Source organism: Sphingorhabdus lacus (assembly GCF_009768975.1).
Taxonomy (GTDB): domain Bacteria; phylum Pseudomonadota; class Alphaproteobacteria; order Sphingomonadales; family Sphingomonadaceae; genus Sphingorhabdus_B; species Sphingorhabdus_B lacus.
The window spans coordinates 2,066,875-2,088,146 of record NZ_CP035733.1 but is presented as its reverse complement, the minus strand read 5'-3'; the positions used below and the strand labels follow the sequence as shown (position 1 = coordinate 2,088,146).

The 21,272-nt window shown below is 57.1% G+C and carries 20 protein-coding genes; 7 read left to right on the top strand and 13 right to left on the bottom strand.

The annotated features are described in order from the left end of the window. Positions 1-2: 2 nt before the first annotated feature. Both EUU25_RS09825 and EUU25_RS09820 read left to right on the top strand, forming a co-directional pair. Complete coding sequence (locus EUU25_RS09825) at positions 3-1,064, top strand: LacI family DNA-binding transcriptional regulator (RefSeq protein ID WP_158900549.1); 1,062 nt, start codon at positions 3-5, stop codon at positions 1,062-1,064. Further along, positions 1,009-2,256, top strand: coding sequence for an MFS transporter (locus EUU25_RS09820; RefSeq protein ID WP_246162651.1), 1,248 nt, complete (start codon positions 1,009-1,011; stop codon positions 2,254-2,256). The genes EUU25_RS09825 and EUU25_RS09820 overlap by 56 nt, the downstream gene beginning before the upstream one ends. 6 nt (positions 2,257-2,262) lie before the next feature. On the opposite strand, the gene EUU25_RS09815 is transcribed toward EUU25_RS09820, so the two are convergent. The 6 genes from EUU25_RS09815 to EUU25_RS09790 form a co-directional block, all read right to left on the bottom strand. Beyond that, entirely contained in the window at positions 2,263-3,540 is a 1,278-nt protein-coding gene (locus EUU25_RS09815) for a sugar MFS transporter (protein ID WP_158900547.1), read from the bottom strand. Between the two features lie 18 nt (positions 3,541-3,558). After that, complete coding sequence (locus tag EUU25_RS09810; protein ID WP_158900545.1) at positions 3,559-5,967, bottom strand: glycoside hydrolase family 3 protein; 2,409 nt, start codon at positions 5,965-5,967, stop codon at positions 3,559-3,561. Positions 5,968-6,117: 150 nt separating this feature from the next. Continuing rightward, the gene (locus EUU25_RS09805) at positions 6,118-6,936 is read right to left on the bottom strand and encodes a hydrolase 1, exosortase A system-associated (protein WP_158900543.1); all 819 of its coding nucleotides are present in this window, start codon (positions 6,934-6,936) and stop codon (positions 6,118-6,120) included. Beyond that, positions 6,924-7,613, bottom strand: a complete 690-nt coding sequence (locus tag EUU25_RS09800) for an alpha/beta hydrolase family protein (RefSeq protein ID WP_158900541.1) — start codon at positions 7,611-7,613, stop codon at positions 6,924-6,926. The genes EUU25_RS09805 and EUU25_RS09800 overlap by 13 nt, the downstream gene beginning before the upstream one ends. Beyond that, on the bottom strand, positions 7,610-7,870 hold the full coding sequence (locus EUU25_RS09795) for a phosphopantetheine-binding protein (protein ID WP_158900540.1): 261 nt from the start codon (positions 7,868-7,870) through the stop codon (positions 7,610-7,612). Before EUU25_RS09795 ends, EUU25_RS09800 begins: the two co-directional genes overlap by 4 nt. 14 nt (positions 7,871-7,884) lie before the next feature. Further along, positions 7,885-8,931 (bottom strand): GNAT family N-acetyltransferase, encoded by a 1,047-nt coding sequence (locus tag EUU25_RS09790; RefSeq protein ID WP_246162649.1) that lies wholly within the window; start codon positions 8,929-8,931, stop codon positions 7,885-7,887. Between the two features lie 30 nt (positions 8,932-8,961). Between EUU25_RS09790 and EUU25_RS09785 the strand changes: the two genes are divergently transcribed. Then, complete coding sequence (locus tag EUU25_RS09785) at positions 8,962-10,482, top strand: acyl-CoA ligase (AMP-forming), exosortase A system-associated (protein WP_158900538.1); 1,521 nt, start codon at positions 8,962-8,964, stop codon at positions 10,480-10,482. A gap of 57 nt (positions 10,483-10,539) precedes the next feature. On the opposite strand, the gene EUU25_RS09780 is transcribed toward EUU25_RS09785, so the two are convergent. Continuing rightward, positions 10,540-11,340, bottom strand: coding sequence for a hypothetical protein (locus EUU25_RS09780; protein ID WP_158900536.1), 801 nt, complete (start codon positions 11,338-11,340; stop codon positions 10,540-10,542). 219 nt (positions 11,341-11,559) lie between these two features. On the opposite strand from EUU25_RS09780, the gene EUU25_RS09775 reads away from it, so the two are divergent. Continuing rightward, complete coding sequence (locus tag EUU25_RS09775; RefSeq protein ID WP_158900534.1) at positions 11,560-12,786, top strand: pyridoxal-dependent decarboxylase, exosortase A system-associated; 1,227 nt, start codon at positions 11,560-11,562, stop codon at positions 12,784-12,786. Here EUU25_RS09775 and EUU25_RS09770 read toward each other — a convergent pair. The 3 genes from EUU25_RS09770 to EUU25_RS09760 are packed head-to-tail and all read right to left on the bottom strand — an operon-like array spanning position 12,783 to position 14,145. Beyond that, on the bottom strand, positions 12,783-12,977 hold the full coding sequence (locus EUU25_RS09770; protein WP_158900532.1) for a zinc-finger domain-containing protein: 195 nt from the start codon (positions 12,975-12,977) through the stop codon (positions 12,783-12,785). The two genes, EUU25_RS09775 and EUU25_RS09770, sit on opposite strands and share 4 nt — an antisense overlap. Positions 12,978-13,016: 39 nt before the next feature. Continuing rightward, entirely contained in the window at positions 13,017-13,613 is a 597-nt protein-coding gene (locus EUU25_RS09765; protein WP_246162647.1) for a DUF4402 domain-containing protein, read from the bottom strand. Between the two features lie 19 nt (positions 13,614-13,632). Next, positions 13,633-14,145 carry a DUF4402 domain-containing protein gene (locus tag EUU25_RS09760; protein WP_158900530.1) on the bottom strand — a complete coding sequence of 171 codons (513 nt, stop codon included), beginning with the start codon at positions 14,143-14,145 and terminating at the stop codon, positions 13,633-13,635. A 113-nt stretch (positions 14,146-14,258) separates the two neighbouring features. Here EUU25_RS09760 and EUU25_RS09755 point away from each other — a divergent pair, with 113 nt between their 5' ends. From EUU25_RS09755 to EUU25_RS09745, 3 genes are all read left to right on the top strand, one after another. Next, a complete protein-coding gene (locus EUU25_RS09755; RefSeq protein ID WP_158903295.1) occupies positions 14,259-15,176 on the top strand; it encodes an ABC transporter ATP-binding protein in 918 nt (305 codons plus the stop codon). Next, positions 15,176-16,750, top strand: coding sequence for an L-aspartate oxidase (gene nadB / locus EUU25_RS09750; protein WP_158900528.1), 1,575 nt, complete (start codon positions 15,176-15,178; stop codon positions 16,748-16,750). Before EUU25_RS09755 ends, nadB begins: the two co-directional genes overlap by 1 nt. A gap of 69 nt (positions 16,751-16,819) precedes the next feature. Then, positions 16,820-18,058 (top strand): dipeptidase, encoded by a 1,239-nt coding sequence (locus tag EUU25_RS09745; protein ID WP_246162645.1) that lies wholly within the window; start codon positions 16,820-16,822, stop codon positions 18,056-18,058. A gap of 51 nt (positions 18,059-18,109) precedes the next feature. Here EUU25_RS09745 and EUU25_RS09740 read toward each other — a convergent pair whose 3' ends face one another. The 3 genes from EUU25_RS09740 to EUU25_RS09730 form a co-directional block, all read right to left on the bottom strand. Then, positions 18,110-19,312: a M20 metallopeptidase family protein gene (locus EUU25_RS09740; protein ID WP_158900526.1), complete on the bottom strand. Its 1,203-nt coding sequence runs from the start codon at positions 19,310-19,312 to the stop codon at positions 18,110-18,112. Between the two features lie 123 nt (positions 19,313-19,435). Then, positions 19,436-19,633 carry a hypothetical protein gene (locus EUU25_RS09735; protein ID WP_158900524.1) on the bottom strand — a complete coding sequence of 66 codons (198 nt, stop codon included), beginning with the start codon at positions 19,631-19,633 and terminating at the stop codon, positions 19,436-19,438. Between the two features lie 110 nt (positions 19,634-19,743). Then, positions 19,744-21,237, bottom strand: a complete 1,494-nt coding sequence (locus EUU25_RS09730; RefSeq protein WP_343032362.1) for a trypsin-like peptidase domain-containing protein — start codon at positions 21,235-21,237, stop codon at positions 19,744-19,746. Between the last annotated feature and the right edge of the window lie 35 nt (positions 21,238-21,272).

Genomic DNA, 21,272 nt, shown 5'->3' with positions numbered 1-21,272 from the left:
ATATGGCGAGACGCCGTCAGGCTGTCACGATCAAGCATGTTGCGGCGGATGCAGGGGTATCTCTGCAAACGGTCAGCCGTGTCATCAATAATGAGCCCAATGTACGTCCCTCGATGAAGGAGCGGGTGCAGGCGTCGATCGACAAGCTGGGTTATGTGCCCTCAATCGCGGCCCAAAGGATGAGCGGCTCACGGTCATACCTCATCCTTGCGATCAATGACCGGGAGCGGACGATTGCCGACTGGAAATCCCGGCAGGGAACAGACTGGGTCGACCAGATGTTGTTCGGCGGGATGCTGAAGTGCGCCGAATATGGCTACCGGATGATCTTCGAACTCGTCGACACGCATAATGACCATGTCGAACGCGAACTGGGTGCTACCCTGGCGGCCCTCCAACCCGACGGCGTGATACTGACACCGCCCCACTCCGAAAATCCGTTGATTACGGGCTTTCTGTCCAAGCGCAAAATTCCGTTCGCACGGATCGGCTCCATAACGCCCGGCGCCGGCATCGCGATGACGATGGACGATGAAGGTTCGGCCCGCCGTGCCACCGACCATTTGATCGCCCTTGGACACCAACGGATTGGATTCATCTCGGGATCGGAAGAATATGATTTGTCGACCTGGCGCATCGACGGTTGGCGCGAGGCGATGGCCGCTGCCGGATTGCAAACCGGCGACCTGCTCGCACGAGGCGACTTCGGTTATGAAAGCGGTATCGCCGCAACACATGCATTGCTCGCTCTCAAGGATCGCCCGACGGCAATCATTGCCAGCAGCGATCAAATGGCACTGGCGGCACTGGACACTTTGACGAAGCGCGGACTGAACGTGCCGCAGGATGTTTCACTGATCAGCTTCGATAACACGCCGGTGGTCCGCTTTACCGAGCCGCAGTTGACTGCGGTAGATCAGCCTATCGCTGCCACTTTTTCAAAAGCGGTCGAGCTTTTGATCACCATGGGCGACGGCGCCAACCTGCCGCAACCGGTCGTGACTGAGGGTGGCTTGGTTCTTCGCGGTAGCACCGCGTCGTGCGGCGGCAACGGCCCTGACTGATCCGGTTCCACCGGGTCGGCAATCGCCGCGGTTCATGTATCTCTATGCGCTTGCCGTTTCGGGTGGCGCGGTTGCCTATATGCCGTTTCTGACATTGCTGCTTCCGCTTCGTGTCTCGGCGATGAACAAAGCAGAAGTGCTTACAACACTTGCCATCGCGGCGTTTGTTGGCGCAATTTCGGCAAGCCTGTCCAACATCTTGTTCGGATGGGCAAGCGACGTGACCCGACGCCGAAGAATATGGATATTTGGCGGTTTGTTGCTCTCGTCTGCGCTGATGTTGTCGATGCCATATGCCGGAGACACCAACGTCCTGATCGCATTGATCGTATGTTGGCAGTTCGGGCTGAATATGATGCTTGCACCCCTTGCCGCCTGGGCAGGCGATACCATCCCTGATGTGCAAAAGGGGATGCTGGGTGGGCTTTTGGCGTTGGCGCCTGCATTAGGGGCGTTATCCGGCGCAATCGTCACCACGGATATGTTTGCCGGATTTGCGCAAAGGGAGGCACTGGTGGCGCTTCTGGTGCTGTGTATGGTAGCCCCGGTGCTCTTTCTTGGCAAACCAGTAGCGATGCCGCATTTGATGGATGCGAAGGGCGTGGATATCGGGCGTGACGACGATAATCCAAAGCCCACAAACCCCGCGATCCGCATGTGGCTTGCGCGTCTGCTTGTGCAGATAGCTGAGGCATCGCTTTTCGCATTCTTGCTGCTGTGGTTCCGCAGCCTTGATCCCCGCTTCGGTGAAAATGATGCCGCAAGTATTTTTGCTATTGTTTTGGGGCTCTCGGTTTTTGTCGCACTGGGCGTCGGGACATGGTCCGACCGTTCTGCTAAGCCTATAATGCCTTTGATCCTAACGGCATCCTTGGCCGCAGTCGGCTTGATTATCATGGCGTGGGCGCCGAACATGGCATTTGCGATTGCGGGATATGTCCTGTTCGGTTTGGCGAGCAGCATTTTTCTAGCGCTGCACTCCAGTCAAACGCTTCGGGTTTTACCCCGACCGCACACGCGCGGTCGGGATCTGGGCATTTTCAATCTGACGAACACCGTTCCGTCCTTGATCATGCCGTGGCTGACCATGGCACTGGTGCCGACCTATGGTTTCGACGCGCTATTCATACTGCTGGCCGGCCTCGCCTTCGCCGCCAGTATATTGCTGCTTACGATGTCGCGCCGGATCTGAGGTGACCTAGGCCGGCTTTCGCGCATAGATGCCGAAGGCCGCGATGACCGCGTAGCATGCCATCGGCAATACAAATGCTATTGCGAGGCTGGATGTCAGGTCGGCGATAACACCCGTCAAAAGAGGTATGATAGCCCCGCCGACGATTGCAACATTGATGATGCCCGAACCGTCTGCCGCACGCGATCCCAGCTTTTCGCAGGCGAGGGTGAAAATGGTCGGGAACATGATCGCATTGGTGAGTCCAACTGCAAGCAAGGAGTAACCGGCAACGTCTCCGCTGGTCTGGGTCGATGTGATCAGCAAAAGAATTGCGCCTACCGCGACGGCGGCAAGCAATTTACCCGGGCTTACGAAGCGCAGCACGGCCGAGCCGATGAAGCGTCCAATCATGGCGCCGCCCCAATAAAGGGCAATCAGCTTCCCGGCCGACTGCTCTTCTAGGCCCATGACATGGTCCTGCATCAGATAATTGACGATCAGCGATCCGATGGCGACTTCGGCTCCGACATATAGAAAGATGCACAGGGCCCCAAAGCCGAAGCGTGGACGTTTAAGGAGATCAAGGCCCGCAAGGCCTTCGCTTGCCTCGTGCTTCTCGCCCTTCAAGGCGTTGCGGAACATCCATACCACGCCTGCGACGATGGCGAGCGCTACGGCGATACCAAGATAGCCATTTACAATCGCCTGACTTTCCGCAGTCCGATAAGCGTCCAGCTCAACACCCGACAATTGGTCGGCGGTCACCGTTGCCAGACCGCCCAGAATCAGGATCGAACCGAATATCGGAAACACAGTTGTCCCGAGCGAGTTGAAAGCTTGTGCAAAGGTAAGACGGCTATGTGCTGTCGCCGGTTTGCCCAGCAGGGAAATAAGCGGGTTCGACACCACCTGCACGATGACAACGCCGCTCGCCAGAACGAATAGAGCCAGTAGGAAAACACCGTAAGTCGCGGTCTGGCTGGCGGGAATGAACAGCAGGCAACCCGCCATCATGGTCAGAAGTCCAGCAACCGCACCCCTCATATAGCCGATCTTTTTTACGAGCCGTGCGCCGGGAATGCCGATGACGGCATAGGCGGTGAAGAAACAGAATTGCACAAGCATGGCCTGTGTATAATTGAGCGTGAAGAGCTCTTTCAGCTTTGGAATGATCACGTCATTCAGGCTGGTGATTCCGCCAAAGATAAAAAACAGGCCCATGACGAACAGTTGCAGTTGGGGTGCGTCGATATGGGAATCGGTCGATTCCGAAGGTGCGGCGGCACCCGGTGCTAAAGCCATGTTTTTCTCTCCACTGTTTTAGCGGCCTTTGCTTGGGCAGGGCACGCTTTCTTTTGCTTCTTCGATATGAACGCTGCGAATTGTGGCAACAAGCCCTTTCGGGGCCTGCATACGTATGGGGGAGCCCACCGATCCAAAATTTGCGCCGGATTCGGCAAAACAACGCAACGGGATGCGCGTTTGGACACGCTCGCCGGTCGGCGCGCTGCGGATAGCTTCGCTTAAATCGACCGTCGCGCCGCTGAAGGCGAGTTTGACGGGACCTTTGACAGGCGCATCAATCCGCCAGTCGAGTGTCAGCGACCAACCCTTTTTCAAGGGCTCTTCAAGGTTGATCGCCGGGCCATTGACGGCGAATTCTCCATTGGCGTTCCACGTAAATTGCCGAGCGTCTTCCTGCGCCGAAAGGTCTACGGCCTTTGTGCTGATTGACCCGTCTATGCCCAAATGCCAGGGCGCGGGGACTTTCCCGCGGACAATATAGGCAGTGCTATGTGCCTGAGATGACAGGTCAACTTTCGGGTCCTCGTTCACCGGTCCCAAATTGGAAGAAGATGCATAGGTCAGCCCATAGCCAACCGGAAAGAGCGGGTTTTCAAGCGAAGCGCGTGCGTCGGCCGGCCAAGCGAAGGGCAGGCGTCCCGTAAAATCGCGTGCCGGTTTACCATCGGGACGGGTGACGAGCACATCGGCGATACCACGCGCCTGCGTGCCCGGTAGCCACGCAGCGACAAAGGCATCGGCTTGATTGAATAAGGGTCCGGTAAACATGGGGCGACCCGAAAGAAACAGAACGACAACAGGGATCTTCTGCGCTTTCAGGCGCGCGATCATTTCCTGTTCACTGCTCGACGTCCGGAAACCGAGGTCGGGAACGTCACCTTCAAATTCTGCATAGGGTTTTTCGCCCAACACGACGATGGCAACATCGGGCTTGGCGTCAAATTTGCCTTCGCTCGACAGAATGGCCGAACCGCCATTGCCGTGCACGGCATCGCTCAACGCGCGACCGATGGTTTGGCCGTTGGGGAAATCGGACGCCTTTGTATCCGTACCTTGCCAGCTGATCGTCCATCCGCCCGACTGCATGGCCATATTGTCGGCGCCCGACCCGGAAATCAGAACGCGCGCGCCCTTACGGACCGGCAGCACACCGTCATTATTCTTGAGTAGGACCAGAGATTTTGAAACGGCCTCGCGCGCCAGTTCGAGATGTGCAGGGGCGCCTACAAGGCTTGCATCGCCGCGCTTTATCTGCGTCGCGCCCATCAACCCCAGCTTGTACTTGACCCGCAAGATGCGGCGCACCGCGTCGTTGATGCGCGCCATCGGAATGCGCCCGTCACGCGCTGCCTTCAAAGTGGATTTATACAGCCCCTTCCAACTGTCGGGCGCCATGAACAGGTCGAGCCCTGCATTGATCGCCGCGGGGCAGTCGGTCGCAGAACAGCCGGCAACCTGGCCATGTCCATTCCAGTCGCCCACGACCAGTCCGGCAAAGCCCATGCGGTCTTTCAACACATCGGTCAGAAGCGATCGGTTGCCGTGGTGCTTCTCCCCATTCCAGCTCGAGAAGCTGGCCATTACGGTCAGCGCGCCAGCGTCGATCGCGGCGGGGTAGCCTTGCGCGTGCTTGGCGATCAATTCGGCTTCGCTAATCTGCGCATCGCCTTGGTCGCGCCCGTCTGCCGTTCCCCCATCCGCCAGAAAATGCTTTGCGGTTGCCGCAACATTCTGGGTCGCGAGCGGCTTTCCGGCGACCAATGGTCCTTGCAGTCCGATTGTCATGGCCTTCGCATATTGGGCAACCAGCGCGGGGTCGGATGCGTACCCTTCATAGGTGCGCCCCCATCGCAAGTCCTGCGGAACGGCTAAAGTGGGTGCAAAGGTCCATTCGATACCGCTCCCCGAAATTTCGGCTGCGGTTGCTGCGCCAATGCGCTGTAGAAGATCGACATCGCGTGCGGCACCTAAGCCGATATTGTGGGGGAAGATGGTGGCGTTGGGGACATTGGAATGGCCATGTACGGCATCGACACCGAACAATATGGGAATACGGGCCCCCGATTTGCGCGACGAAGCACGAAAGGCGTCGACCAACTCGGCCCATTTTTGCGCGCTGGCACGTTCGTCTCCATTGGGTCCGGAATTGCCGCCTGCCAATATCGATCCCAGTGGATAGCGGGCAAGATCCTTGGGCGTAATGGCACTGATATCGGCCTGAATTAGCTGACCGACTTTTTGCGCGACCGTCATCCGCGCAATTAGCGCGTCAATTTCGGCTTCTACCTTGGCATCGGTTATCTGTGCGGGGCTTGCTGCCGAAGGCCAAGCGGACGGGGTAGCGGTGGAATCGGCGGCCATCAGTGCCGGGGTCGAAATCATGGACAACAGGGCCAGGACGGCCATCGATCTCGATAAAGACATTTTCCGCGCTTCCATCATTCTTGTGAACGTTATCATTGATACAAGTGACTACATCAACTTGGATGGAAATCAAGTGGCAACGAACAGGGGGTATCTGGCCGATGGTGGCAATGCAGGGCAGAAGTGCCCAATTTCGCCGCTAAAGCGCTCTCATACCTTTTGAAGCGTCTTATGGATGTTATCGTAGAGCCAGCGGCGCGAGGCATCATCGGCAAAGCCATGGGAAGCAGTATCAAACTGGTCCATTTGGATATGCGCCAAAGCCCGCGCATCCGCGAACTCTGCGCTATGCCACGCCCCCATGAATGCCATGGCCGTCGTGTCGTGACGGGCAATCAGCAGATGGGTAGGAACCGTCGATTTTGCGAGCGATTTGGCTAAGCGTACTGCCAGACCCGACACTGGCTCCTTTCGGGAGGCAGAAACCAAGCCGGTTGCCAGTTTGCGCAAATCAACCTTACCGGACAGCAGGTCCAGCAAGCTCCGCGGATTTTTAAGCCGCGCCCAATAGCGTGCCCTTATGGCAGTTGCGCTGGGGGCTGCGGGTTGCTCGTCATTCGCCGGGGTGGCTTCGATGATCCAGGGATTGGCTAGGATCAGGCCGTCAATCGCGTTGCTGTGATGGAAAAGCGCAAGGGCCGTCGCCGCGTCGCAATTGCCAAAGGCGATGATGCGTTTGACCTGTGGTGCCGATTGGCGAAAGGCGGCTAACGCTGCCGCTATATCGTCGGCGCTTTCTTCAAAACCGGCATTTTGCCCTTCACTCTCGCCGATGCCCCGACGGTCGTAGCGGAATGTGGTATAGCCAGCGTCCGCCATATGGGCCGCCAGCGCCGCTTGGCCCCCAAAGGCCCCGCTGCGGATTTCGTTACCGCCGCTGACGATGAGCAAGCCGACATCGCGGGTGCCTTCGTCGAGCGTGCCAACCAGATTGTCCGTGCCGCAAGGGAAGGAAATCATCCGGCGCATGCGGCGCTCCAGTCGGCGATCTTGGCCGCAAAGGCAGCGGACATAGCCGGATCATCCTGCGGTTCCGCCCGCAGCCATAAGGGCGAGCCATCGATTTCGGCCAGACTCACCTCTTGCACTTGGGGCAAGTCGGCGGGAGCGGCCTTTTCCAGTGATTCCAGCATTTCGGCGCACAGGCTATAGCCGGAAAGCTCCAACGGATGGGATTTGGATTGGGCGAGTAGGTCGTCAGCGGTGCTGGATTTCCCCGCTTCCTTGTCAGCGATCAGTCTCGTGCGCAGCATTGTCTTCAACAGGCTGGAGCCTTTGACGGGTGCAAGCCTCAGGACCGGCACGTTCGCTATATCATCGATAAGCCCCCCGCCGCGCAGGGAAACGATATGCGTTACGCCCATCTCCGCCGTCACGATGCGCAGTGCATGCCGCCAATCGTCCAGCGTTTGCACGGTGATATCGGCCAAGCTCTCGTTGCACCCAGGTACATCGGCAAGAACCGTGCGCACGTCGCGTGCAGCCAGCAAGCGCATCATTTCCACCAGCATGCGCCGGGTCCGGTTCATTTCGTCAAATAAGGGCGGAACTATCAATACGCAGCGCGAAGCCGCGTCATCTCCGACGCAAAGGCAAAATTCCTGCCTTCCGCCATAGGTGTAGGTCCGATGCAGCGGGTGCGTCACCCGTCGACCTTGGCCCGTGCAAATGCGACAAGACTGCCGAATGTGGCGAACAGATCGCCATCAACATCATCATCGTCGATCATGATATCAAGCCGGTCTTCCATCTCGGTCAACAATCCGGCGACCGCCATGGAATCCAGTTCGGGCAATGCGCCGAATAATTCCGTATCGTCGTCCATGGCCGCCACTTGCTCGGCGGAAAGGCCGAGGATGTCGGACAGGATGGAACGGACTTTATCGGGGAGGCTATCGGTCATCTTACTCTCTTCTGTTAAGCGGCTTTACGGCGCATGTGCCGCAAGTGGAGGCGGGCAATCAAGGGCCAGTTGGCCACATGGTTCGGCCAGAACATGTCGAGCCGGAAACGGGGACGGACAGATTCCATCCAGTCACGCTTATAGGCGTCGCTGCCGGTCCCAAAGTCGATCTCGTCAACCTTGTCGATATCAATCACATGCTGAAACAGGGCGGCGGACAGCAGCGTTCCGGGGGATGCGTCCAGATGTCGTTCGTCATGGGCAAGTTTGTGAATGAGGGCAATGCCGTTTTCCACGGTCCAGAATTGCGCGGCAACCGGTTTGCCATCGATATAGGCAAGGCCCAGCCGTAAGGTTCCCGCAAGACTTTCCTGCTGCGCCAATTGCATCAGAAATTCCGGGCTGCCCTCATGCGGCTTCCAACTGCGCGCATAGATGCGCTCATAATCGCTCCAGCTTTGGGTAGAAAATTCCGTTTCGACCCGTGTCGACACGATGTTTTTCTTGCCCTTGCGTTTGACTGTGTTCTTCAACTGCCCGGGGCGGCTATCCCAATATTCGTCGAACGAGCGGCCGTTGAGGCGGATATAATGGTTTTCGTCGCACTCCGTCCGGTCGACAATCCATCCGGCACTCGAAAAGGCGGTTGCAATCTGGCTCGCCGATCCGTCCTCATCCGGGACCGGAGCTAGAGTGAGCCTGCGCGTACGCTGCCGCGCGGTTAACGCCAATTGGCGCAGCAAGGACAGACGCGTGCTTTCCGCGCAAGTGTCGCCATAAATCGGGCGCCACGTAAAATTATACCAATTGGCAAGCGCGACATGATGGTTGTTGGCCTGACGCATCAGCGGCAACCAGGCTTCGGTTTCCCCATCGAGGGCCCGCAGCAACAGGGGGGGCTTTTTGCGCAAAGCCATCCGGTGCAGCGGATCAATCCAGTCCAGCCGGTCAAAGAGGCACGCCTGCCTGTCCCGATCAAGCGCTCCGCGTGCTGCGGCCTGCGCTGTCAGAAAATTATCGTGATATTCACCTTTTACCGGCAAATATGTTACCCCTGACATGCCCCGCAATCTCCATCCGAATATGACCCTATGACGACCGATTTGCCAGTATTTCCGCTCGACCACCTTCCGCTGTTCGGGGAAGCCGACGCGCCTGCGCTCATCATTCGTGATAGCTGCTATAATTATAAGGAGTTAAATCTCCGTATCGGTCGCCTTGCGGCTTTCCTTAAATCAAAGGGTTTTGTCCCGGGCGATCGGGTCGCCACATGGCTCGGCAAAGGGGAAATTGCGTGTCTGATGCCCTTGGCATCGGTGCGGGCAGGGCTCGTGCATGTGCCCGTCAACCCGGTGCTGAAAGCGCCGCAGGTCCGGCATATCCTGTCGGACAGTGGTGCGCGGTTGCTGATCACAAACGCGGCACGTGCGTCAACACTTGATGGTCCGGAAGGACATTCCGGTTTCGAGATTGCAGACGAAAAATCGGTTTTGGCGCATATCGGGGATAGTGAAGCACAATGGTGCGATCCGCTGCCCTCCGACACGGACCCTGACCGTTTGGCGGCAATACTCTATACCTCGGGATCGACGGGAAGGCCCAAGGGCGTGATGCTGTCGCATGCAAATCTCGCTTTGGGCGCCGTTAGTGTCGCCCGCTATCTGAACCTTCAGGCAGATGATGTCACATTGGCGGTGTTGCCGCTCAGTTTCGACTATGGACAGAACCAGTTGCTGTCGACCTGGCGTGCAGGCGGATGTGTGGTGCCTTTGGACTATCTCGCCCCGCGTGATGTCATCAAGGCGTGCGGCAAATATGGCGTAACAACCTTGGCTGCTGTGCCCCCGCTCTGGGTGCAGTTGGTGGAGCAGGAATGGCCGGAAAATGCGGTTTCCTCCATGCGCCGCCTGACCAACAGCGGCGGCGCGCTAACGCCCAGTCTCGTAAAAATGCTGCGCAGCATTTTTTGCAGCAAGACCGATATTTTCGCGATGTACGGACTGACCGAAGCTTTCCGTTCCACCTATCTCGACCCGTCGCTGATCGATGAAAATCCGACAAGTATGGGCAAGGCAATTCCCTTTGCCGAGATCATGGTTGTTGCCCCGGACGGGTCCGAGGCAGCGCCGGGTGACGCGGGCGAATTGGTGCATGCAGGGCCGCTCGTCGCGCATGGCTATTGGCAGGATGCAGTCCGGACTGCCGAACGGTTCAAACCGGCACCCGCTTTTTCCGAATATGGCGGCATGGCGGTCTGGTCGGGGGATACGGTTCGTAGGGACCCTGACGGGTTGCTCTATTTTGTCGGTCGTGACGATGCGATGATCAAGACAAGTGGCAATCGCGTGTCGCCCACCGAAATCGAAGAAGTCGCGGTTGAAAGTGGCGTGGTCGCAGAGGCGTGCGCCTTGGGCCGCAAGGATGAGCGGCTGGGCGCAGCCATCGTCCTGTTTGTGCGGGGGTCAGGTGACATGGATGCCCTGACGGCGCATCTTCGCGGGAATTTGCCGAACTTCATGCAGCCCGCCGAAATTATCTGGCTCGATCAATTTCCAAAAAATGCGAACGGGAAACTGGACCGGAATTTACTGGCGGAGCAACTGTTAGCCTGACTCGGTTATATTTCATTTCCGCCGGACCGAAAACAAAAGGCCCGGCGGAATATTCCGTCATCTGCAGTTACGCTTACGGGCCGTTTGGACAGTGTAGACATAACCGTCCCGTGTATTCACCGTAATACATTGCTCCGATGCCGCACGCCACCAAGTGGTGTAGCGGCCATTATAGTCGGTCTTGTCCGAATCGCGCATCACAAAGCCGCGTTGGCTGAGTGAAGAATTGGCGTAACCCTTAGATTGTCCGACCAAATCGTTCACATTTACATAGCCGCCATAGCCTCCGCCATAGCCGTATCCGGGTCGATATGAGGTTTCATAGCCCCGCTGGCGAACGCCTTTTTCGAATCCATGGGAATAGGCATCGCTGCGGTTATAATTGTGGTACGACTGGTTATATAATCCGTCGCGGTAGCCGCGTTCAAACTCCGCCGTTCCGTTCATGTCATAATCGCGATCATCACGGTGATGTGATTTGCTGGCGAGTGCTGCGATCCCCAACAAGGCAGCAGCACCGACGGCAATTGCTGCCGTTTTGTCGCCGCTGCTTGATTTTGCCTGACCGCAATCGGTCGATTGCGCGGCATTGATCGATTCATAACGGCCATCATAGGTCGTGACCCGTACACATTCCTTTTTGGAACTGTTCCACCAATAGCTTACTTTGCGATCGTCCTCAGTCGAAACATGGGTGTTGTAATACCCCCTGGACTCCAGTTGTTCCTCTCCACCGGCGCCTCGTGCGCCGACTAGATCGGAAAGCGAAGAAGGTGTTTTAGCATAAGTCGGCACAGCGGTCAGAATCAGCGCCATGCTGCAAATTCCGGCGCATGCTTTAGTCGCAAATTTGGTCATTTTAATTCTCCCGTTTGACAGAATATCACCCATTTTTTGCGACCAGCCTATGTGCCAAAATTGAGACTCGCTTTGGCTATCGTGCAGAGAATATCCTATTGTAAAATATCTTTACAACGCCTTTTTTGGACTCGGCAGTTCATTGGTCATGCGGACAAAAACCTGCAAAGCGGGGCCGTGGTTATCAAAAGCTTTACCCAATTCGCCTAGGGAAAGCGGATGAAAGCGACTGGTCCCATACCTTCGGGGTACGAAATAGTTGATGGTGAACTCGCAATTGGCGGGATGAAGACCAGCGCATTGGTCGCGCAAGCCGGGGATACGCCGCTATTCGTCTATTCCACCGGGCATTTGCGTCAGCGTGTGGCCGATCTGCGCGCCGCCATGCCGGAGCGATTGGCGATTCATTATGCGATGAAGGCCAATCCCTATTCCCCCCTGTTGTCGTTGATGAACGAACTTGTCGACGGGTTTGATGTGGCGTCAGGAGGCGAGTTGGAACTCGCCCTTAATGCCGGGGTCGACGCCGCCCGGATCAGTTTTGCGGGGCCCGGCAAGCGGGATCGCGAGCTTCAGCGTGCCATTTCGCTGGGCGTAACGCTCAACTGTGAATCCGAAGGTGAAGCGGCGCGGGCGCTGGCGATTGGTGCGCAGCTTGGCATCACGCCCTGCATCGCGATCCGGGTAAACCCCAGCTTTGACCTCAAAGGGTCGGGCATGAAAATGGGTGGCGGGGCCAAGCAATTCGGTGTCGATGCTGAACGTGTTCCAGCCTTGGCACAGCATCTGATTGCCGCAGGGGCCGATTGGCGGGGCTTTCACATATATGCCGGATCGCAGGCATTATCGGCCGACGCCATCATCGCGATGCAGGCGCAGACATTGGCGTTAGTCGGCGAACTCACCGACGCAATCGGAGCAGCCCCCCCACATGTCAATCTGGGCGGCGGCTTTGGGATTCCTTATTTTCCAGGCGACGAGCCGGTCGATATTCAGGCGGTTGGCGCCGCCCTGTCGGAGGCGTTTGATGTATTGCCGGACATTCTTGCCGAGACGGAGTTTTGCATTGAGCTTGGACGTTATCTGGTCGGTGAGGCCGGGGTATATCTGACCCGCATCGTCGACCGCAAGATCAGCCACGGAGAGGTTTTCCTCATCACCGATGGCGGATTGCACCATCAACTGGCGGCCAGTGGAAATTTCGGCACGGTCATCCGGCGCAATTATCCGGTGGCCATTGCCACGCGCTATGAAGCGGAGCCGGAAGAGGTCGCATCTATCGTAGGATGTTTGTGCACGCCGCTCGATAAATTGTCGGACAGCGCGCATCTGCCGCGCGCGGATGTGGGCGATCTGGTCGCGATCTTTTGTGCAGGTGCCTATGGGGCCAGCGCGAGTCCCGCCAATTTTCTGGGGCAGGGACCAGCGAAGGAAATGCTGGTTTAGCCTTTGCCGTTATCGGCAGGGCCGCCAATCAGAACGAAACGGCGGTCGCAATAGCCACAGTCGACATAGCCTTTTTCGTCGATTTGCAGCCACACCTTGGGATGACCCAAGGCAGCAGGAATGTCACCGCTGCCATCGCAAGCGATACGGGTGTCACGGACGCGGATTGTTTCGGGCTGAAAAGTGCTCATGCGCGCCGCTTAGCAAAGCGACGGGCTTGCCGCAACGGCTCAAAAATAGTTGAGTGTGATTGACCAGTTGCCGGTATATTTGCCCGGTGCCTGGTTAGCACCGACTTCCAATGTCGCGCCGAGCGGGAATGTGAAGATCCCGTTGGCCGCCGCAATGCGAAAACGCGTTGGTGTCGTCGTAAGTATGGCAGTAGGGGTGCTACCGACCACAAAAGTCCGCACACGCATAGGCGCGCCAGGACCGGTAATCAGAATACTATTGGCACCAAGCGAAATATCCACACGCTGGTTAAATGTTCCCTGTCCCGAGAAGGTCGCAGGGGTATGTCCACCGCCGACAAGTACAATGCCGTTGGTCGCAGTGCGGGCTCCCGTTGGTGCCATCGTGACGGTACCTGCGGTCGTCCCCGGAATGAGGGAGCCGAAATCCAGATTATCGTCGATGACGAACGAAAGCGGGCGCACAACCGTTATCTCGGCGTTTGCCGTTTCGGTCTCGGCAATAGCGGGATTGCTCGCAAACGCCGCCATTGCGAGGGCGAGCGCGCCGCTAAGCTTCCCTAGATACCTGAATTTTGCCCCACACATGATGAGGTAGATAGACTGAAAATAGTAAAGATTTTCTGTATGCGGCACACAAAGGTGCCTGCACTCCTTAGAGGAAATTCACCGTGACGGTAAAATTCCCCTGATACAGACCGGCTGCCTGCGAAGGGTTCACCCGCAAACGCCCGCCAACATAAAAGGAATATTGGCCGCTTGCGCCCATGATCTGGAACGGCAATCCACTTTGCTGGAACTGGTCGAGCAACATCTGATCTGTTCCCGACACGCGGGTTAGCTGGATATTGCTGGGCAGGTTTATGAAAACGAGCGTCAGCGGCGCTGCAACAACATCGAAACGCGCGCGCGAAACGCTGCCACCCACCGGAAGTGCATTTCCCGCCGAAACGACGACTGTGTCGCTTGTCGGCGGAACGCGGAGTCGGCTTTGCACGCTTCCTGCGATAACCGATCCGAAATCGAGGCTGGTCGCATTGGTCACCAGACCTGGATTGACGATTTGTGTTTGCGTATCGCCGGGCAGTGCATGGGCCGACTGAACGCCGACAAATGATGCGCAAAGGGCTGCTAAACGCCCGAAAATAGGAATGGCCCGACTTTTCACAGCGTCGCTGCTACAGGTCAGGGCTGCCCATTTGGTAACCGGATATGATGAAGATGCCAGTTACCATGTTTCGCGCGATTGCGCAGGGGGCAAGGCTTCGCTATCGCACATGCATGTCCAGCAAAGCCATTTCGATACAGAATCTCTCCAAAAAATATGCAGGCGGTAAGCAGGCGCTGGACGATGTCAGTTTTGACGTCGCGCAGGGGTCTATTTTCGGACTGCTCGGACCCAATGGCGCGGGCAAGTCGACGCTGATCAACATTTTGGCGGGTCTTGTGATGAAGACATCCGGATCGGCATCAATCTGGGGTTTCGATATTGACGTTAACCCCCGTAATGCAAAGGCCTCGATCGGGATCGTGCCGCAGGAAATCATGTTCGATCCCTTTTTTACGCCTAAAGAGGCGCTGGAATTGCAGGCAGGGCTTTATGGCGTGCCAAAGGCAAAGCGCAAGACGATGGAATTGCTGCGCGCTGTCCGGCTGGAGGATAAGGCAGACGCCTACGCCCGTACACTTTCGGGCGGCATGAAGCGGCGGTTGTTGGTGGCCAAGGCAATGGTCCATTCCCCGCCCGTGATTGTACTGGATGAGCCGACCGCGGGGGTCGACATCGAATTGCGGCAGCAGCTGTGGGATTATGTGGTCCAGTTAAACCGGGAAGGCGTGACGGTTGTTCTAACCACCCACTATCTGGAAGAAGCCGAACAGCTGTGCGACCGGATTGCGATCATCAACCATGGCAAGCTGATTGCCAATAAACCGACCAAAGAACTGGTCGGGATGGCGCGGGAAAAGGCGGTTGTCCTGACCCTTGACCGGGACGTGACCGAGGCGCCGAAGCATGCGGCCTTTGAAAAATCGGAGCTGGTCGCTGACCGGACCGTGGAAATCACCTATAACAAGGATCGCATGAACGCAGGCGAGGTCCTGGCCGCAATGCAAGGGCTTGGCCTTGGCATTGTGGATGTGACCACGAAGGAAGCAGATCTGGAAGATGTGTTCCTGCGGTTGACCAGTAGCGCGTGATGGAAGCCGACGTTCTTATCATCGGGTCCGGCGCGGCGGGTTTGACGGCGGCGTTGCAACTTGCGCAGAAATACAAGGTTGTGGTGCTGGCCAAGGGTGCGCTGTCGGACGGCGCGACGGCCTGGGCGCAGGGCGGAATTGCGGCGGTGCTGGAACCCGGCGACACGTTTGACAGCCATATCGAAGATACGATGATTGCAGGCGGCGGCCTCAACAACCGCGCTACGGTCGAATTCGTCGTCGAAAATGCACCCGAAGCCATCGAACGGCTGGCGAAGCTGGGCGTGCCCTTCAACCTTGATGGCAATGACTGGCATTTGACGCGGGAGGGTGGACACAGTCACCGGCGCATAGTCCATGTCGATGATGCCACCGGATGGGCCGTGCAGCAGGCCTTGGAGGCGGCGGCAAAGGCGAACTCCAATATAACTTTGGTCCCCGATATGGTCGCTATTGACCTGATCATGGGCCGGCATCAGGAACGCTTTTCAACTTCCGGACGTATTCACGGGGTCTATGCCCTGAACCGCAAGACCGGCAAGGTTGAAACCTTCACCGCGCGTGCGACGATTTTGGCGTGCGGTGGCGCAGGGCGGACCTATCTTTATTCCACCGCCCCGCGCGGCGCGACCGGCGACGGGATTGCCATGGCATGGCGGGCGGGTTGTCGCATTTCCAATATGGAATTCATGCAATTCCATCCCACATGCCTCTATAATCTGGAGGTCAAGAATTTCCTGATTACCGAAGCTGTGCGCGGCGAGGGCGGGATATTGAAAAACCCGAAGACCGGGCATCGCTATATGCCCGACTATGACGAGCGCGCCGAACTGGCCCCGCGCGATATCGTCGCCCGCGCTAACGACGCCGAGATCAAGCGCGACGGTCTGGATTATGTGCATCTGGATATCAGCCATAAGCCAGCGGAATTTGTGAAGGAGCATTTTCCGAACATCTATGAAAAGCTGATCGGGCTTGGCATCGACATTACCAAGGAACCGATCCCCGTCGTCCCCGCGCAGCATTATACCTGTGGCGGTGTCTTGGTCGATCTCGATGGCCGCACGGATGCCCCGGGGCTCTATGCGGCGGGCGAAGTGACTCAATCGGGGTTACACGGCGCGAACCGTTTGGCATCCAACTCGCTGCTGGAATGCTTCGTGTTCGGGGATGCCTGCGCGCGGCATATCGACGCCCATTGGGGCAATCTGCCGCCACCCCCTGCTATCCGGCCATGGGACGAAAGCCGGGTCACAGACAGTGATGAAGAGGTTGTGATTGCGCAGTGCTGGCGTGAAATCCGCCAGTTCATGTGGAACTTCGTAGGGATCGTGCGCACGACAAAAAGGCTGGAGCGCGCGCAGCATCGCATCGACCTGCTGCGCCGTGAAATTGAGGATTATTACAGCCATTTCCGGGTCACCCCCGATCTGATCGAGCTGCGTAATCTGGTTGAGGTCGCCGACCTCATCATCCGCTCTGCCCTTTCCAGGCATGAAAGCCGCGGTTTGCACTACACCCTTGATTACCCGTCTTTGTCGAAACAGGCCGTCGATACGATATTGGTCCCCTGAGCCGATAAAAAGCATTTCTGCAAACGCCATAATCGGGCATGAACGGGTCTCGATTTCAGGAGATAACCCATGGCAGGCCAGAACAGCGTGATGACTTTGAACTTAACGCGGATTGTGACCGTTTCAGCTCTCGCATTTATCGCAGCCGCTGTCCCGGCAAGCGCCGCAACTCCCGAAGAGACGGCGCGTGAGGTGCTTTCCAAAACGCCTGTGATCGATGGCCATAACGATACGCCGCACCAGATTGCCGAGTTGTTCGACCGCGACTTTTCGAAATTCGACCTGAAAGGCCTGTCGCCCGACATATTGGCCAAGACACACACGGATATCCCTACGTTGCGCGCTGGCTATCTGGGCGGGCAGTTCTGGTCGGTCTATGTCGACGCCGCATTGCCAAAGCATGAGGCGGTGACTCGCACCGTCGAACAGATCGACGTCGTGCGCCAGATGATTGCCCGTTACCCCGATGTCTTCGTCTATGCCGACACGGCGGCGACCGCAGAGGCGGCCATGAAGAGAGGAAAGATTGCCTCACTGATCGGTATGGAGGGCGGGCACTCCATTGGCAGTTCGCTGGAGATTTTACGCCAGATGCATGCCCTTGGCGCACGCTATATGACGATCACCCACAGCCTGACGACCGATTGGGCCGATAGCGCAACGGACGCGCCCAAACATGACGGTCTGTCGCCCTTTGGCTTTGAAGTAATTGCCGAGATGAACCGTCTGGGGATGATTGTCGACCTCAGCCATGTGTCCGAAGCCACAATGCATGATGTGCTCGACAAGGGCAAAGCTCCGGTGTTGTTCACGCACAGCAACGCGCGCGCTGTTACACCGCATCCCCGAAACGTGCCGGATTCGGTGTTGAAACGTCTGCCGCAAAATGGCGGTGTGGTGATGGTGACCTTTGTTCCCGGCTTTACGTCGCCCGAACGCCGCCAATGGGAATATGAGCGCTCTGCGGTTGCGGGGCGTGCCAAGATCGAGTTCACAGGCAATCCCGCAGGCGAAAAAGCCGCCGTCGACGCATGGATCGCTGCACATCCTCAACCCAAGGCGACGTTGGTGCAGGTTGCCGACCATATCGACCATATCCGCAAAGTGGCCGGCATCGACCATATCGGTATCGGCGGCGATTTTGGCGGCGTAGACGAACTGCCGGTCGGGCTTGAAAATGTAGCCACCTACCCGGCACTTTTTGCCGAGTTGGTGCGCCGGGGATATTCCAAAACCGACCTGGCGAAAATTGCCCAGGTCAATGCGTTGCGGGTTATGCGCGGTGTGGAGGCGGCGGCTGAAAAATAATCTCACACAAAGACAAAAAGCAAGGCTTCATGCGTCTTTGCGTGATAAAAACTATTCAAACCCGTCCGTCAAAAACCGCTCCGCAATGGCCGCATGCAACGCTGCGCCGCGTGCCATGACGCTGTCGTCGAGGACCATGCGGTTGGAGTGAAGTCCGCAGCAGGAACGCCAGTCGTCGCCTTCATGGCTGGCGCCCAGGAAGAACATCGCGCCGGGGACTTTTTCGAGGACATAGGCGAAATCTTCGGCGCCCATGATCGGCGTGTCGAGCGTGATCCAGCTTTCTTCGCCAAAGACATCTTCGACGACCGATTTTCCGAACTGGACCGCACGCGCATCGCACAATGTGACCGGGAACCCCGGCTCGATATGCACTTCGGCGGTGCAGCCGTGCGCAGCGGCTATATTTGGCCCAAGCCGGTGCAGATGTTCGGCCACCTGTGCCCGTTGGCGCGGTGACAGGGTCCGGATCGTGCCCAGCATATGCGCAGTTTCGGGAATGATATTGTTGGTCGTACCGGCCGTGATTTTGGCGATGGTCACGACGGCAGGGTCAAATACAGACACGGTGCGCGTCACCATCGTCTGGATAGCGGAGACTATTTCGCAGGCTACGGGGATAGGGTCGGTCGCATCGTGCGGCATGGATGCATGGCCGCCAGCACCCTTGACCGTGATGCTCAGCACGTCGGATGACGCCAACAATGGTCCGGCTCTACCCGTAAACACGCCGCGCGGGGCGTTGGGCATGATGTGCAGGGCAAATGCCGCGTCGGGTAGCGGATCGATCAGGCCGTCATCGAGCATGAAGCGCGCGCCATGATGGCCTTCTTCGCCCGGCTGGAACATGAACTGCACCGTGCCTGCCAGTTCGTCGCGCCGCGCGCACAGCATCTTGGCGGCTCCCACCAACATCGCGACATGGGTGTCATGGCCACAGGCGTGCATCGCACCGTCGGTGGTCGAGCTATAGTCCAGCCCGGTATCTTCATGGAGTGGCAAGGCGTCCATATCGCCCCGCAATAGAACCGTGCGGCCATTGGCCGGGCCCTTCAACGTGGCGATCAAGCCTGTCGTCGACGGCCCTTCGCGCAGTTCCAGCGGCAGGCCCGCCAAAGCGGCCTTTATCTTCGCCAGCGTTTTGGGGTTTTGCAGGCCCAGTTCGGGCTCGGCATGGATTGCCCGTCGCAATTCGACAAGGTCGGGAAGGAGGGCGGTGGCATCATCGTGCCAAGGGGTGTCGGTCAGGCTCATATGATTGTGGTTGTTTCTCTTTGACGGATCGCACGACATTTACCCGATATATCTAAACACCACACTTTAAAACATGAAGGCGGCAAAATGCCGCCTTCATGTCATTTATCTAATTTCGCGCTTTTAAGCTTCATCAATATTCTGAGGGGTACTCATACGCAAAGATCCGTCAGCGTTTTTGATCAAGACCGTAACTGTACCGTCTCCGTTATCAATAACAACTATGGTAGATCCGTTTTGTCCGTCCAGAGTTGCAATAACATCACCGGCGGCTTGTGTTGTAACAAACTCAATTGCTGGGGGTACGTCCATTATAATCATTTGCTGCGCTCCTTGTCAAATTTAACATAGCAATACTTTTTAAATGCATTGGCTCTGTAAAACAAGGAAAATTTCAAACGTGCATCACTTCTTGCAAATATGTGCCCGGCTCAATCAATACCAACAGCGGCAAATTGAGTCGGTCCTCCCCGACGCCTAACGCCGAGTAGAATGTTGGAACGTCCTGCTGCCCGAGCAGATTTGATAGCCGTAACCAACTCTTCCGGAGTGGTGACAGATTTGTAATTCACTGAAACGATGATATCTGCACGTTGAATGCCTGCTTGGGCAACAGTTCCGGAACCTGCAATGTCAATTACCAGACCGCGGGTGTCCGCCGGAATACCTAAGCGGCGAGCGATTGCTTCGTCGAGCGGAATGACACTTATTCCTAAGGCATCGCGCAAATATTTTGCAGACGCCTCATTTGTTTCTCCATCAAATTCTTTTTGTTCATCCGGGTTGAAATTACTCTTTGCGATCTGCTCTTCAGTCGGCCGCGTTCCGACGATCACGTTCAATTTCTGAGGTTTACCTTCTCGCAAGATTTCAAGCGTCGCTCTCGATCCTGGTTTAGTGTTGGCAATAATGTAAGATAATGTTCGTTCAGGCGAGACATCCTGGCCGTCAATTTTCAAAACGATGTCAAATTCTTTAAGACCACCTTTGTCACCAGCTTGACCAGGCACAACCCCTGTTACTTCTTCACCCCGGTTCTTCTCAATCCCGAGCGAATCAGCAAGCTTTTCATTGACGGGCCGGATGCCTACACCCAGATAACCGCGCTCAGGGCGGACACCCTTTTTCAGCGACTCAATGACCGGCTTGGCTTCTTCCGCCGGAATGGCAAAGCCCACACCGATATTCGCGCCGATGGGCGAAATCAGGCGGTTATTGATGCCGATTACTTCACCCTTCAGGTTGAACAGCGGGCCGCCCGAGTTACCCGGGTTAATTGCTGTGTCGGTCTGGATGAAACGGTCATAAGCACCACCTGCGCCAATATTACGCTGCAACGCGGAAATGATACCTGCTGTGACCGAGCTGCTGAGGCCCAGCGGGTTGCCAATGGCGATAACCCAGTCGCCGACGCGGCTCTTGGTTGAATCTGCCATTGCAACGAACGGCAGGTCGGTCGCTTTGATCTTCAACAGGGCAATGTCCGATTGCGGATCGCGGCCGACGATTTCTGCGGTATATTCCTTGCCGTCAAACAAGGTGACCGTAACACGATCAACGGCATCACCCGTCGGGCCACCGGCAACAACATGGTTGTTCGTGACGATGTAGCCATCAGAAGAAATCAGAAAGCCCGAGCCACCGCTCGCCTGTTCCTGCGTAACCGGACGGCGTTCGCCAGTGAAGGGGTTCAGGCTGGTTGCTACCTGCACTTTTTGCTTGGTCGAAATATTGACCACAGCAGGCTGGAGTTGAACAACCAGATCGGCAAAGCTCGCCGGGGCACCGGCAGGCGCCAGATTGGCCTGCGCCGAAACGGGCAGTGCCGTTTGGGCGGTTACGGGCGAACCATTGACCAGCGCCAAAGCGCTTCCGGTCAGCAGTAGAGCGGTTGTAGCAGCATAAGCGTAACGCACGGATTTCATTCCCTTCGTCTAACAATCTTGGGCAAGATGCCCGA

What these genes read in the sequence shown, in the direction of transcription:
- EUU25_RS09825 (WP_158900549.1), top strand. Translation starts at nt 3, where the DNA reads ATGGCGAGACGCCGTCAGGCTGTCACGATCAAGCATGTTGCGGCGGAT.
- EUU25_RS09815 (WP_158900547.1), bottom strand. Translation starts at nt 3,540, where the DNA reads ATGGCTTTAGCACCGGGTGCCGCCGCACCTTCGGAATCGACCGATTCC.
- EUU25_RS09810 (WP_158900545.1), bottom strand. Translation starts at nt 5,967, where the DNA reads ATGTCTTTATCGAGATCGATGGCCGTCCTGGCCCTGTTGTCCATGATT.
- EUU25_RS09805 (WP_158900543.1), bottom strand. Translation starts at nt 6,936, where the DNA reads ATGCGCCGGATGATTTCCTTCCCTTGCGGCACGGACAATCTGGTTGGC.
- EUU25_RS09795 (WP_158900540.1), bottom strand. Translation starts at nt 7,870, where the DNA reads ATGACCGATAGCCTCCCCGATAAAGTCCGTTCCATCCTGTCCGACATC.
- EUU25_RS09790 (WP_246162649.1), bottom strand. Translation starts at nt 8,931, where the DNA reads ATGTCAGGGGTAACATATTTGCCGGTAAAAGGTGAATATCACGATAAT.
- EUU25_RS09785 (WP_158900538.1), top strand. Translation starts at nt 8,962, where the DNA reads ATGACGACCGATTTGCCAGTATTTCCGCTCGACCACCTTCCGCTGTTC.
- EUU25_RS09780 (WP_158900536.1), bottom strand. Translation starts at nt 11,340, where the DNA reads ATGACCAAATTTGCGACTAAAGCATGCGCCGGAATTTGCAGCATGGCG.
- EUU25_RS09775 (WP_158900534.1), top strand. Translation starts at nt 11,560, where the DNA reads ATGAAAGCGACTGGTCCCATACCTTCGGGGTACGAAATAGTTGATGGT.
- EUU25_RS09770 (WP_158900532.1), bottom strand. Translation starts at nt 12,977, where the DNA reads ATGAGCACTTTTCAGCCCGAAACAATCCGCGTCCGTGACACCCGTATC.
- EUU25_RS09755 (WP_158903295.1), top strand. Translation starts at nt 14,259, where the DNA reads ATGTCCAGCAAAGCCATTTCGATACAGAATCTCTCCAAAAAATATGCA.
- nadB (WP_158900528.1), top strand. Translation starts at nt 15,176, where the DNA reads ATGGAAGCCGACGTTCTTATCATCGGGTCCGGCGCGGCGGGTTTGACG.
- EUU25_RS09745 (WP_246162645.1), top strand. Translation starts at nt 16,820, where the DNA reads ATGGCAGGCCAGAACAGCGTGATGACTTTGAACTTAACGCGGATTGTG.
- EUU25_RS09740 (WP_158900526.1), bottom strand. Translation starts at nt 19,312, where the DNA reads ATGAGCCTGACCGACACCCCTTGGCACGATGATGCCACCGCCCTCCTT.
- EUU25_RS09735 (WP_158900524.1), bottom strand. Translation starts at nt 19,633, where the DNA reads ATGATTATAATGGACGTACCCCCAGCAATTGAGTTTGTTACAACACAA.
- EUU25_RS09730 (WP_343032362.1), bottom strand. Translation starts at nt 21,237, where the DNA reads ATGAAATCCGTGCGTTACGCTTATGCTGCTACAACCGCTCTACTGCTG.